The following is a 12,599-nucleotide window of genomic DNA, read 5'->3' as shown; positions in this document are numbered from 1 at the left end:
TTATGCCGCGCCGGGTACGACACTCCTCCGGCGCGGCCGTCACTCGTCAGAGCGGTCCGCGGCCGGACCGGAGGACGAGCATGGCGATCTGGACGCCGTCTTCGCCGAGGGCGGCGCGGTACTTCTCGAGGATGGCGCGTTCGCGGTCGAGGACCAGGCGGGTGCCGCCGTTGGCCATGCGGATCTCGCCGATGCGCTTGGAGACGGCGGCGCGGCGCCGCCAGAGTCGGATGATCTCGTCGTCCATGGCGTTGATCTCGGTGCGCAGGTCGTCGAGCTCGTCGGTCGTCACTTCGGTCTTGGCGGTCATCAGGGCCTCCTTGCGAGCGGATGCGGATCGGTGTCCGGGCGGTGGCCCTGGGCGTGAAAAAAGCCCCGGGCGGATCCGCCCGGGGCTGTAGGTCTGTGTGTCAGCGCGACGACCCACGGCTCGGGGAGTCCGTGCCGTAGTAAAAGTAAAATCGCGCGCTCTGGGTCACGCCGCAAGTATGCCACACGCCCGCCGGTCGGACCAGCGGGCGTGTGGTGGTGATCGCAGTGTTCTCCTGCTGTCGCGGTGCCTTCTGCCTAGGCGTCCGAGCCCCAGTCGGCGCGGGCGGCGCGGCGGCGCATGAGCACCATCGCGACGACGCCGGCGACGAGGACCGCGCCGCCGATGGAGGCGACGTAGGTCAGGCTGGTGCCGGTGACGGGGAGCTGCGGCTTGGGCGACTCGGAGGGCACCTCTTCGACGACGATCTCGAACTCGATCTCGGCGGCGTACTCGGAGGCGAACTCCTCGGCGAGGATGAGGCGCTGGCCTTCGACGTCGGCGCCTTCGGCGTCGACCGGCACGAAGGTGCGGCCGGCGGGGGTGGTCCAGGTGATCGTGTCGGTGACGAGCGTGACGCTGCTGGTGGCGGCCTCGTCGAATTCGACGTAGAAGGTCTGCTCGTTCGTGAACTCGGTGACGGCGTCGCCGTTCTCGTCGACGATCGTGGCGCCTTCGGGCTGCGCGAACGTCAGCTTGTCGAAGTTGGTGGCGACGGTGAAGGGGCCGACCTTGGCGCCGTCGGTGACGGCGGCGGAGTCGTCGACCTCGAAGTAGGGCTCGAAGTCGGGCTCGTCGACCGGCTCGGACTCGGCGATCAGGTAGTCGTGGACCGCGAGGACGGCGGTGTCGACGCCGGCTTCGCCTTCGGTGGGGTCGCTGGCGGTGATGGCCCAGCCGTCGGTGAGCTCCCAGATGGCGGCCTGGGTGCCGGCGTAGGCGACCTGCTCCGCGGTGAACGGGTCGATGGTCTCGCCGGAGACGCCGGCGGCCTCGAGCAGCTCGGCGGCGTTGGTGCCGTCGTAGCCGTTGAGGAGGACGCCGAGCACGAGCGGGAGGTCCTCGACCGGGATGTCGTCCCAGGGGCGCTCTTCGTGGATCAGGTCGTCTTCGAGTCCGACCTCGATCTGGATGCAGTAGACGGTGCGGGTCTCGCCGTCGCCGAGGTCGAGGCCGAGCATGACGGCCGTGGGGTCCTGGGTGTCACCGTGGAGGGTGATGCCCGGCTCCTGGACGACGGTCCCGGACGCACCCGACGGCGTGGGTTCCTCGTCCTGCGCTTGGGCTGCGGTGAGACCGCTGAGGCCGAGCATGGTGCCCGCTGCGACAGCGAGCGTCCCTTTGAGGGCTTTGCTCATCATTCGTTGAAGTCCCTTTGCTTTTCCGAGGGATTGACGCGTTGAATCTTCCTCCGACACGTTAGCGGCACCCCGCCGGTTGCACGCGGGACGGGGGAGATTCTGAGCGGTGGTCCGCTTGCGGGGCAACGAAAACGGCGCGACCTCGGGGAGGCGCGCCACTATAACGATTCGGTATCGACTGGGGTGGTGCGGCGGGGGCCGTGACGGGACGCGACTGCCGGGACGCGAGTGGCCGGAACCGGGGCGGATCGCTTGCCCCGGTTCCGGCCGCATCATGCGCCGGGCCGATGTGCGAGCCGCTGGAGCGCGCCCGGGTCCGGACCGGGTCGAGGTGGTCCGGAACGCTCCTGCGGCAGCGGACGGGCCGGGGCCCGTCCGCATCCCCGAGGTCTAGTGCACCGAGCCGGTGCGGCGCTTGGCGAACACCGTGGCGGTGAGGCCGCCGACGAGGAGCGCCAGGCCGGCCGCGAACGCGACGGTGAGGCCGGTCCCGGTCTTCGGCAGCTGCGCGCCGCCGGGCTCGGGTTCGTCGGTGGGCGCGTCGAGGGCGAATCGCCACTCGGCGGGGACCTCGCCGGCGCGCGGCTCGGCGAGGATGAGCTTCTGGGACTCGCCGGAGATCACCCGGTTGGCGGCGTCGCCCGACAGTGACGCCTCGGTGGTGGCGAGGAAGACCCGCCCGACCGGGAGGTCGTACGCGGCGGTGCCGGTGATCGTCACCTCGCTGCTGGACTCGTCCATGGCGATCCAGAACTCCTCGCCGTCCTCGAGGGACTCGACGATGTCGCCGTTCGCCTTCTCGAGCCTGCCGCCGTCGGCTTCGAGCTCGACGGGCCCGGCGTTGGAGCGGATCGTGTAGGGGCCGAACCGGCCGCCCTCGTATCCGGCCTCCGCTTCGCCTTCGAGGTCCACGATGAACTCCGACGGGTCGGGCACGCGCCCGGTGTCCTCGGTCAGGTGCTCGTAGACCGCGAGGACGGCCTCGTCCTCGCCGCTGTTGCCGCCCTTGACGGGGTTGTCGCTCAGCAGCTCCCACGCGTCGGTGAAGTGCCACACGGCGGCCTGGGTGCCCGCGTAGGCGACCTCGGCGGTCTCCGCGTCGGTCCACTCGGGGTTGACCTCGCCGCCGGACGACTCGATGAGCTCCTCGGCGCCGACGTTCGGGTAGCCGTTGAACAGGACCCAGCGGACCGATTCGAGGTTCGCGACCCCGGACTCCTCCCAGTCGCCTTCGGCGTAGGGGCTCTCGGTGTCGAGCGGGGTCCGGATGTCGATGCAGTAGACCGTGTACGTCTCCTCGGAGCCGTGCGGCGTGAGGCCGAGGACGTTGGCCCACACGTCGTACCGGTCGCCGTCGAGTTCGCCGCGCAGTTCCAGGCCGGGTTCGGCCGTGGGGTCGCCGGTGATCGGCTCGGGCTCCTCCTGCGCGAACGCGGGGCCGCCGGCGAGGGCGGCGGCGAGGACCGCGGCTGCGGCGAGCGGAGTACGGATCGGCTTGAGTCTCATCGTGATTCGGTCCTCCTGGGAGTGGATCTGCGGTGCGGGGCTGCGGGGGCCGCCTTCAAGAGGGGAAACGAGGGCCCCCGACGCGGCGGCGCGGGCACTCGTCCGAACGATGTGGAGAATCCGCCGAAAGTACGAGGACGAAACGGGGCAAGGGCCGCTCTCTGCACTCGCGCAACACGCGAGCGCAAGCCGGGGCATTCCCCGGCGCGCTCTATAGTCGGAGTCATGCCGATCTCGAAAGCCGCCGCTCGCGGCATCACGGACGAATTCGCCCGGCGGAGGGGCCCCAAGACCGGGCTGGTCGTGGGCGCGTCCTGGGGGAACCCGGTGCTGACGGCCGCGCTCGAAGCGCTCATGCCCGCCGACCGGCTCACCGTCGTCGCCGACGCCCACTCCATTGAGGATCTTCGCGCGTCGCTGACCGCGGAGGGCTCCTGGACCGCCGGGAACGTCACCACCGTGGCCGACCTCGAAGACGCCGAGCCCGCCGAGGACGTCATGCTCGCGGCCCCGGTCACCGTCGAGGCCGAGGAGTTCATCGAGCGCCTCGCGCTCCTGCGCGAGAAGGTCGAGCCCGGCGGGGTCCTCTCCTTCGCCGCCACCCTGACCGCGCCCGCGCGCGAGGAGATCGCCGAACTCGTCGCCGACTACGGCATCGGCACCGACCTGATCGTGCGCTCGCTCCCGCCGGTGCGCATCCACAAGCTCCGCATCGGCTCCGCCTCCAAGCACGAGGGCGAGCCGCGCGCGATCGCCCCCGCCGAGGACCTGGCCCCGGCCTGGCGCGCCTCCTCGGTCGCGGTCACCCCGAACGTCCACCTCGACTCGAACGGCGTCATCGCCGCCGGCCTCCTCCTCGGGACCGCTTGGGCCGCGAGGAAGATCCGGCCCTCCTCGAAGGCGTGGCTCCTGCCGGCCCTGGCCGCCGTCCCGGTCGCCGCGTTCTTCCGCGACCCGCAGCGCGACGCCGACCTGCGCGGCGAGGACGACGAGCCCGAAGCGGTCCTCGCGGCCTCCGACGGCCGCATCATGGCCGTCGAGACCGTCGCCGACGAGCGCTTCGGCGCCGCCACCGGCGCGGCCGGCGCCGAATGGCTCCGCGTCAGCGCGTACCTCTCGCTCACCGACGTCCACATCAACCGCTCACCGGTCGCCGGCGAGGTCGTCGACGTGTTCACCGAGCGCGGCGGCTACGCGAAGGTCGCCACGGCCGAGGCCGAGCACAACGCCGCCTGCTACACCGTGGTCGCGACCGCGCGCGGCCGCGTCGTCATCGCCCAGCGCACCGGCGCGGTCCTGCGCCGCATCGTCAACCGCACCAAGCCCGGCGCGTCCCTCGCCAAGGGCGAGCGCTACGGCCTCATCCGGTTCGGCTCCCGCACCGACGTGTACCTGCCGGCCGGAGCCGCCGAAGCCGCGGTCGTCCCGGGCGAGCCGATCCGCGCCGGGGAGACGGTCATCGCACGCTGGCGTTAGGAAGCGTCCCGAGTCCGGTCCGCCGCCGAGGGTGCCGGCGACCCGCGCTCACGCCTGGGCGGCGAGGTTCTTCAAGTCGACGACCTGGAGCGCGTCCTCGACGGCCGCCGAGAGCGGCAGGTCGTCGAGCGCCGCCGCGTCCCACCAGCGGGACTCGCTGGTGGACCCGCCCGCGGCCTCCACGACCTGCGCGGCCGACGGGTCGGGCACCGTGGCCGAGTAGATCGCGCGCACACCGTGCCAGTCCAGCGGGTACCCCTCGGGGCCGATCGCGCGGCGGTGGCGGAACGACGTGACGTTGAGCAGGGTCCCGACCAGGGCCTCCTGGCCGGTCTCCTCGTAGATCTCGCGCGCGACGGCGGCCTCCGGGGACTCCCCGAAGTCGACGCCGCCGCCGGGCAGGTGCCAGGTGCCGCCGCCGGGGTACCCCTCGGCGATGCGGGCGAGCAGGATCCGGCCGCCGCCGTCCGCGACGACCCCGTACGCGCCGAAGCGCTGGCCGCGCCTGCGGCGGCCCTTCTTCGCCTTCGCGGGCGGGACGGGCCGCGCCTCCTGCGGGGCCTTGTCGACGCGCCCGGCGAGCCGGTCGTCGGCCAGCCCCAGGGCGGCCGAGACGAACGGCGAATGGGCTTCGGCCGCCGCCCGGGCCGGGTCGACCCACTCGGCGGCCTCGGCGCCGCCGTGCTCGTCGAAGGCGCCGGAGTCCGCTCCGCCCTGGACCCGGGCGGAGTAGATGATCGCGTTGGTGTGGACGCCGCGCCGCGCGACCGCGACGGCCTCCAGGGCCCTGCCGACGGTCACCTCGTACCCGGTGTGCTCGGTCACGAGCCGTCCGGCGGCCCGCTTCGGCGGTTCACCGTGGTCGATGACCCCGCCCGGCAGGTGCCACGGCCCCGACTCTCTCCCCGCGCGCTTCCGGCGCGTCAGCAGGACTCGGCCGTTCTCGTCACGTACCTCCCCGTACGCAGCTATCCGGAATTGCATCCCTCAACTGTACGGCGTGTTCACGGGACCACTACTCCCATTCGATGGTGCCCGGCGGCTTCGAGGTGACGTCGAGCACGACCCGGTTGATCTCGGCGACCTCGTTCGTGATCCGGGTGGAGATCTTCGCGAGCAGCTCGTACGGCAGCCGCGACCAGTCGGCGGTCATCGCGTCCTCGGACGAGACCGGGCGCAGCACCACCGGGTGCCCGTAGGTGCGGCCGTCGCCCTGGACGCCGACGCTCCGCACGTCGGCCAGGAGGACCACCGGGAACTGCCACACCGACCGGTCCAGGCCGGCCGCGGTGAGCTCCGCGCGGGCGATCGCGTCGGCGGCCTTCAGGATGTCGAGGCGCTCGCGCGTGATCTCGCCGACGATGCGGATGCCCAGGCCCGGGCCCGGGAACGGGTGGCGCCACACCATCGCCTCGGGCAGGCCCAGCTCCAGGCCGATCGCGCGCACCTCGTCCTTGAACAGGGTCCGCAGCGGCTCGACCAGGTCGAACTGCAGGTCCTCGGGCAAACCCCCGACATTGTGGTGGCTCTTGATGTTCGCAGTGCCGGTGCCGCCGCCCGACTCGACCACGTCCGGGTACAGCGTGCCCTGGACGAGGAAGTCGATGCCCTGCTCCTCGGCGATCCCGCGCGCCGCCGCCTCGAACGTGCGGATGAACTCGCGGCCGATGATCTTGCGCTTCTCCTCGGGGTCCGTGACGCCCTTGAGCGCGGCCAGGAACTGCTCCGAGACGTCCACGGTGCGCACGTCGATGCCGGTGAGCTGCGCGTAGTCCTTCTCGACCTGCTCGGCCTCGCCGGCGCGCAGCAGCCCGTGGTCGACGAACACGCACGTGAGCTGGTCCCCCACGGCCCGGTGCACGAGCGCGGCCGCGACCGACGAGTCCACGCCGCCCGACAGCGCGCACAGGACCCGCTTGTCGCCGACCTGCGCCCGGATGGCCTCGACCTGCTCGTCGATGATCGCCGCGTTCGTCCAGTTCGGCTTGATCCCGGCGATGTCGTGCAGGAAGTGCCGGATCACGGCCTGGCCGTGCGGCGTGTGCGCCACCTCGGGGTGGTACTGGACGCCCGCGAGCCGCGACTCGAGGTTCTCGAACGCCGCCACCGGCGCACCCGCGCTGGTCGCCACCACCTGGAAGCCCTCGGGCGCCTCGGTCACCGAGTCGCCGTGGCTCATCCACACCGACTGGTGCTCGGGCAGCCCGGCGAGGAGCTTCGAAGGGCACACCACGTCGAGCTCGGTCCCGCCGTACTCCGACACGCCCGTCTTCGCGACGGTCCCGCCCAGGGCGGCCGCCATCGCCTGGAAGCCGTAGCAGATCCCCAGCACCGGCACCCCGGCCGCGAACAGCGCCGGGTCCACCTGCGGGGCGCCTTCGGCGTACACGCTCGAAGGGCCGCCGGACAGGATGATCGCGGCGGGCTCCTTCGCGAGCATCTCCTCCGCGGGCATCGAAGACGGGACGATCTCCGAGTAGACGTGGGCCTCCCGGACGCGGCGAGCGATGAGCTGCGCGTATTGGGCCCCGAAGTCGACCACCAGCACCGTTTGTCGCATGACACCAGCGTAACCGGTAGTCGGCCTCACACCCGTAGGCGCGGCTACGCTTTTGACGTGCTCAACAACCCGGGCGTCGACGAGTCGTTCCGCCGGGTCGGCGACGACCTCCGGTCGTGGACCCCCGGCGAGGCCGCCCCGGTGCTCGCCGTCCGCGCGGCCTGCGGCATCGCGATCGCCATGGGCGCGGTCGGCCTCGCCGGCCACCCCGCCTGGGGCCAGGCCGCGATCATGGGCGCGTGGCTCGGCGGCGTCGCCCTCCTCACCCCCGGGACCCGCACCGGCCCGGCCCTGCCGCTCCTCGTCGGCCTCGCCGGGGCCCTCGGCGTCGCCCTCGGCGCCATCGAGCAGCCGGTCGCCCTGGTCGCCGCCGCGGCCGCGTATGCGTTCACGCTCACGTTCATCGGCTCCGTGACGCACGTCGCCGGCGTGACCTTCACCGTCTCCGGCATCATGTTCTTCCTCGCCGAGCACATCACCACCGGCACCACGCCCCTGCTCGCGGCCGGGGCCGTCGTCGCCGGCGGCGCGCTCCAGGCCGTCATGGCGCTCCTGCCCCCGTACTTCCGGTGGGCCGAGGACCGCCGCACCCTCGCCGAAGCCTGGCTCGCCCTCGCCGCCGAAGCCCAGACCCTCGCCTCGAACCCCAACGCGCCCTTCGACACCGAGGCGCTCCACGAGGCCGCCCGCGAACTCGACCGCCGCCGCGCCCTGCCCGCCTCGATCCTCGAGGCCCGCCGCCAGATCTACGCGATCTCGGCCGCCATCGGCCGCACCGCCTCCGCCCGCGCCCGCGCCGACGCCCAGGACCGCGACACGGTCGCGTTCTACTCCGAAGCCCTCGAGATGGCCGCGCGCCTGCTCACCCACTTCGCCGAGCGCATCACCGCCCGCCGCCCCGCCGACCTCGACTGGGACGAGCTCCTCGCGGGCCTCTCCCAGAACCCCATGGCGACCGCCACCGGCACCATGCCCACCGAGATCGGCGGGCTCCTGCGCGTCCTCCACGAGACCGGCGGGTTCGCCGAGCGCATCACCGCCGGCGGCGGCGCCGTCGTCGCCGACCCCGCGCTCGCCCACGCCACCTCGACCGCCCGCCAGGCCGTCGGCCAGCTCCGCTCCCGCCTCCACCGGCACGACCCGGTCATCCACCATGCGCTGCGCCGCGCCGGCGTCATCGCGCTCGCGATGACGATCGGCCTCATGTGGCCCACCGACCACGGCTACTGGATCCCCCTCACCGCCTGGCTGGTCCTCCAGGCCGACTTCTCCGGGACGCTCACCCGCGGCACCACCCGCGCGGTCGGCACCACCGGCGGCGTCGTCGTCGCCTCGCTCCTGGGGCTCCTGATCCCCGAGGGCCAGGTGTGGATCAGCCTCACGATCCTCGCGTTCGCGCTCGTCGCCTACCTGCTGCGGCCCGTGTCGATGCTCGTGTTCGCCGCCGCGGTCTCGGGCTTCACCGTGTTCCAGATCGACCTCACCGGCGAGAACCCGGTCCTCGGCGCGATCGACCGGGGCGCGTGCACCCTCGCCGGCGCCGCGCTCGCGATCGGCTTCTACGTGCTCGTCCCGACCTGGCAGACCCGCCGCCTCGGGGACCTCCTCGGCGACCTCGTGGACGCCTACCGCGACTACGCGCGCCTCGCCCTCGACCGCCAGGCGCACCCGTCCGACTACGACCGCAAGACCATGCACGCCGCGATCGACCGGGTCCGGGCCCGCCGGTCCGCGCTCACGCAGGCCGCCGACCAGGCCAAGGCCGAGCCGGTCGCCGGACCGGGCCCGCTGTCGGCGGACGTGCTCGGCGCCGAGGCCGCGCTCTCGCGCGCGGCCCGGGCCCTGGTGGCGGTGAACGCGACCCTCGGCCGCGGCGACCAGGACGCGCCGGGCCTGGCGGGGGTGGACGAGTTCGCCGATTCGCTCGACGCGGCGTACCAGCGGCTGGCGGCGCTGGCGCGGAACGCGGCGCCGCCGCGCGGCATCGACCTGAGTGACGCGGCGAAACGGCTGGACCTGCGGCTCGGCGCGGTCGAGGACCGGGAGACGCGGACCCGGCGGAACGTGCTGCGCTGGGAGTCCGACAACCTGGTGGACGCGCTCGACGACGCGGCGCTGCTCATGGCCGCGTGGATCGACTTAGAACAGGGCCCGGCGGGCTTCGGTGATCGCCCGCTCGGCGGCCCGCCGCCGGGCCTCGTCGAGGGGTTCGAGTTCGATGAGGTCGAGGCCGACGACCTGGAGCTGGTCGGGCAGGCTCATGTCGTTGGGGAGCCGCGGGACGGGTCGGCGGGGCCGGCCCTCGACGTCGGCGGCGAGGTCGGCGAGCGCCTGCACGAGTCGGTGCATCGCGTCGCCGCGGGAGGACCAGCGAGCGGGCGACCAGTGGCGCGTGCCTTCGACGACGCGCCCGATCGCCCGCTCGAGTTCGGTGCTCAATGCGGTGGTTCGCCCTGTCCGTGCTTCGGTTCCGAGGCTATTCGCCCTGGAAGTACGAGAGCAGGCGCAGCAGGTTCCAGTACAGGAAGATGAGGCCCGCGGTGAGGCCGAAGGCGCCGGCCCACGCGTACTTCTTCGGGGCGCCGTTCTGGGCGGACCACTCGATCATGTCGAAGTCGAGGACGAACGAGAACGCGGCCCAGAGGGTGAGGGCGATCGCGATGATCCACTGGAGGGTGGTCGGGTCGCCGCCGGGGGCCGCGAACAGGCCGAGGTTGACGCCGAACAGGCTCGCGACGAGGTTCACCAGCAGCAGGCCGCCGATGCCGAAGCCGGCGCCGACGATGACCTTGGTGAACACCGGGGAGTTCTTGAGGATGCGGAACTTGTAGAGCGCGAGCATCCCGAAGAACACGAGGATCGTCGCGACGAGGGCGTTGACGACGATGCCGGGGAACTGCGCCTCCATGACGGCGCTGAACCCGCCGAGGAGGAAGCCCTGGCCGATGCCGTAGGCGAACGCGATGAACGGGTTGGTGATCGGCTTGAAGATCGAGAAGAGGATGATGCCGATGCTGACCACGCCGCCGACGGCCATGAGGAGCCCGGCCGTGCCGGCGGAGGCGGCGTCGCCGCTGCCGACCATGCCGTAGGTCAGGAGCGCGGCGACGAAGGTCGCGCCGACGAGGGCCACCGTGCGGACGACGACGTCGTCGATCGTCATGGTCTGCACCTGCGGCGCCTGGGTCATCTGCCCGTAGGGCCCGTATGCGGCGCCCATGTGCTGCTGCTGGTCGTTGTACTGCGCCTTCACCATGTTGCGAAGGGATGAGTTCCTGCTCTGCATTGCCATGACGTGCGGTCCTCCGTCAAATGTTCAGGGTGGTACAAGACTATCCGGTCCGTGCCCCGATGACGACAGGCGGCGGGGCCGCAAGGGCCCTCGCCGCCTGTGAATGTCCTCAGGAATCTACGAGACGACCGTGACCCGGCCCAGGTCCGGCGCTTCCAGCGGGTTCGCCTGGGTGCCGAACTCGGTGATGTAGTCCTCGAACGCGTCCACGTCGAGCTCGCCGAAGAGGCGGTTCTCGCCGTCGGCGAACGCGGTGAACGAGTCGCCGCCGTCGGCGAGGAACGAGTTCACCGTGACCCGGTAGGTCCGGTCGGCCACGATCGGCTCCCCGTTGAGCGCCAACGAGTCCGCCACGATCTGGTCGGTGCCGGTCTTCGTCTTGTCCCACGTGTACGTGAAGCCCTCGGAGACCTGGAGGAACAGAGTCGTGGACCGGGCCGCGCTCGGGAGCTGCTGGCGCAGCGCCTCGAGGATCTGCGCGCCGGTGAGGTCGAGCGTCACGACGTAGTTCGAGAACGGCTGCACGTCGAACACGTCGGCGTACGTGGCCTCGCCGGGCGTGCCCTCCGCGTAGAGGAGGTCGTCGCGGACGCCGCCGGGGTTCATGAACGCGATCTCGGCGCCGCCGGTGTCGGCGCTCGCGGTGTTCCACAGCTGCGCGTCGGCGATGAGGCTTCCGAGCGGGAACTCCTCGGCCCGGGTCTGGCCGCGCTTGATGTCCTCGGCGATGTAGCCGACGAGGCGGTTCCCGGCCTCCGCGGCGAGCGGCCCGTACTCCTCGAGGATCGCGGTCTGGTCGGGGTCGGCGTCGACGTCGCGGGTGACGACGGTGTTCGACCCGACCACGGTGGAGCGCACGATGTCCTTGGTGCGCCTGTCGTAGGTCGCGTCGATCTCGGTGAACACGCGGCCGTAGTTGGACGCGGAGGTGACCAGGCGCGGGTTCCCGGCCGGGTCGTCGACGGAGCAGACGTACTCCTGGTGGGTGTGGCCGGAGACGATGACGTCGACGAGCGGGGTCATGGTCTCGGCGATGTCGACGATCGGACCGGACATGCCGGTCGCGGTGCCGGCGGCGGACTCGCAGTCGTGGCCGGTGTCCTCGGCGACGGGCACGCCGCCTTCGTGCAGGAGCACGACGATCGCGTTGACGCCCTTGCGCTTGAGCTCGCGGGAGTACTGCTCCGCGGTCGCGACCTCGTCCTCGAAGACGAGGCCCTCGATGCCGGACTTGGAGACGATGTCGCCGGTGCCCTCGAGGGTCATGCCGATGAACCCGACCTTGACGCCGCGGCCGAAGTCCTTGATCCAGTACGGGTCGAGGACCGGTTCGCCGGTGGCCTCGTCGACGACGTTCGCGCCGAGGTAGGGGAAGTCGGCGCCTTCGAAGTCGTCGTCGCCTTCGATGATGCGGTTGAGCTCGTCGATGCCGGCGTCGAACTCGTGGTTGCCGACGGCGGAGACCTCGACGCCCATCGCGTTGAGCGACTCGATGGTCGGCTCGTCGTCGAAGACGGCGGACAGGAACGGGCTCGCGCCGATGAGGTCGCCGGCGGCGACGGTGGTCGAGTGGTCCTCGCCTTCGCGCGCGAGCTCGAGGTGGGTCGCGAGGTACTCGGCGCCACCGACGGGGGCGGTGTGCCCGGGCCAGGTCAGGCCCGAGGAGGCCTCGATGTTGCCGTGGAAGTCGTTGATCGCCAGCAGTTGCAGGTCCACCTCGCGGCCGTGGCCGCTGCCGTGGTCCGGTCCGAACGACCAGGCGCCGGCGGCGACCGTCGCCGCCGCGAGGGCGAGCGCCCCGGCGGCCGCGGCCGCGCGGCGTTTGAAGTTGAACATGGCTCTCCATACGGGGTGGGGTCGATGGGCGGGGCAGGACGTCCCGGCCTGATCCAATCATGGGACGATTGCCCGCGAGTCACCGCAGGATAACGCCTCCGGAAAGGTCCGGCAACATCCCGGTCGGTAGCACAGCGCGACCGTTCGCACACCCTCACTCCCGGGATATGGGAACATTCTGATCCCTTGGGCCACAACAATTCGTTACTGCCACGTAACCGACTTATGTCCACATTGCTGACCCTTGCCCCATGCGAT

The 12,599-nt window shown here is 71.8% G+C and carries 9 protein-coding genes; 2 read left to right on the top strand and 7 right to left on the bottom strand.

All coding sequences use genetic code 11. The features are described from left to right. Window positions 1-46: 46 nt before the first annotated feature. The 3 genes from GFD30_RS06260 to GFD30_RS06250 all read right to left on the bottom strand — a co-directional run bounded on the left by GFD30_RS06260 (window position 47) and on the right by GFD30_RS06250 (window position 3,177). Window positions 47-310 (bottom strand): chorismate mutase, encoded by a 264-nt coding sequence (locus tag GFD30_RS06260; protein ID WP_153024344.1) that lies wholly within the window; start codon window positions 308-310, stop codon window positions 47-49. A gap of 257 nt (window positions 311-567) precedes the next feature. Next, entirely contained in the window at window positions 568-1,671 is a 1,104-nt protein-coding gene (locus GFD30_RS06255; protein WP_153024343.1) for a Cys-Gln thioester bond-forming surface protein, read from the bottom strand. Window positions 1,672-2,061: 390 nt separating this feature from the next. Continuing rightward, window positions 2,062-3,177 (bottom strand): Cys-Gln thioester bond-forming surface protein, encoded by a 1,116-nt coding sequence (locus GFD30_RS06250; protein WP_194201867.1) that lies wholly within the window; start codon window positions 3,175-3,177, stop codon window positions 2,062-2,064. Window positions 3,178-3,402: 225 nt separating this feature from the next. Here GFD30_RS06250 and GFD30_RS06245 point away from each other — a divergent pair, with 225 nt between their 5' ends. Continuing rightward, on the top strand, window positions 3,403-4,653 hold the full coding sequence (locus GFD30_RS06245) for a phosphatidylserine decarboxylase (RefSeq protein ID WP_153024341.1): 1,251 nt from the start codon (window positions 3,403-3,405) through the stop codon (window positions 4,651-4,653). Between the two features lie 48 nt (window positions 4,654-4,701). Here the strand turns inward: GFD30_RS06245 and GFD30_RS06240 are convergent, their stop codons facing one another. After that, on the bottom strand, window positions 4,702-5,637 hold the full coding sequence (locus GFD30_RS06240) for an NUDIX hydrolase (RefSeq protein ID WP_153024340.1): 936 nt from the start codon (window positions 5,635-5,637) through the stop codon (window positions 4,702-4,704). A gap of 31 nt (window positions 5,638-5,668) precedes the next feature. Next, complete coding sequence (gene guaA, locus GFD30_RS06235; RefSeq protein ID WP_153024339.1) at window positions 5,669-7,213, bottom strand: glutamine-hydrolyzing GMP synthase; 1,545 nt, start codon at window positions 7,211-7,213, stop codon at window positions 5,669-5,671. A 57-nt stretch (window positions 7,214-7,270) separates the two neighbouring features. Here guaA and GFD30_RS27795 point away from each other — a divergent pair, with 57 nt between their 5' ends. Beyond that, window positions 7,271-9,745, top strand: a complete 2,475-nt coding sequence (locus GFD30_RS27795) for an FUSC family protein (RefSeq protein ID WP_153024338.1) — start codon at window positions 7,271-7,273, stop codon at window positions 9,743-9,745. On the opposite strand, the gene GFD30_RS06225 is transcribed toward GFD30_RS27795, so the two are convergent. After that, window positions 9,690-10,469, bottom strand: coding sequence for a Bax inhibitor-1/YccA family protein (locus GFD30_RS06225; RefSeq protein ID WP_194201866.1), 780 nt, complete (start codon window positions 10,467-10,469; stop codon window positions 9,690-9,692). The two genes, GFD30_RS27795 and GFD30_RS06225, sit on opposite strands and share 56 nt — an antisense overlap. 153 nt (window positions 10,470-10,622) lie before the next feature. Continuing rightward, window positions 10,623-12,341, bottom strand: a complete 1,719-nt coding sequence (locus GFD30_RS06220; protein ID WP_153024336.1) for a bifunctional metallophosphatase/5'-nucleotidase — start codon at window positions 12,339-12,341, stop codon at window positions 10,623-10,625. Window positions 12,342-12,599 lie beyond the last annotated feature (258 nt).

The sequence above is a fragment of the Glycomyces albidus genome (assembly GCF_009451885.1).
Classification (GTDB): domain Bacteria; phylum Actinomycetota; class Actinomycetes; order Mycobacteriales; family Micromonosporaceae; genus Glycomyces; species Glycomyces albidus.
Note: the sequence above shows the minus strand (reverse complement) of the source record. Positions and strands in the feature narration are given on the sequence as shown.

Excerpts from the sequence above, each read along its gene's own strand:
- GFD30_RS06240 (WP_153024340.1), bottom strand. The coding sequence starts at position 5,637 with ATGCAATTCCGGATAGCTGCGTACGGGGAGGTACGTGACGAGAACGGC.
- GFD30_RS06260 (WP_153024344.1), bottom strand. The coding sequence starts at position 310 with ATGACCGCCAAGACCGAAGTGACGACCGACGAGCTCGACGACCTGCGC.
- GFD30_RS06250 (WP_194201867.1), bottom strand. The coding sequence starts at position 3,177 with ATGAGACTCAAGCCGATCCGTACTCCGCTCGCCGCAGCCGCGGTCCTC.
- GFD30_RS06255 (WP_153024343.1), bottom strand. The coding sequence starts at position 1,671 with ATGATGAGCAAAGCCCTCAAAGGGACGCTCGCTGTCGCAGCGGGCACC.
- GFD30_RS06245 (WP_153024341.1), top strand. The coding sequence starts at position 3,403 with ATGCCGATCTCGAAAGCCGCCGCTCGCGGCATCACGGACGAATTCGCC.
- guaA (WP_153024339.1), bottom strand. The coding sequence starts at position 7,213 with ATGCGACAAACGGTGCTGGTGGTCGACTTCGGGGCCCAATACGCGCAG.
- GFD30_RS06220 (WP_153024336.1), bottom strand. The coding sequence starts at position 12,341 with ATGTTCAACTTCAAACGCCGCGCGGCCGCGGCCGCCGGGGCGCTCGCC.
- GFD30_RS06225 (WP_194201866.1), bottom strand. The coding sequence starts at position 10,469 with ATGGTGAAGGCGCAGTACAACGACCAGCAGCAGCACATGGGCGCCGCA.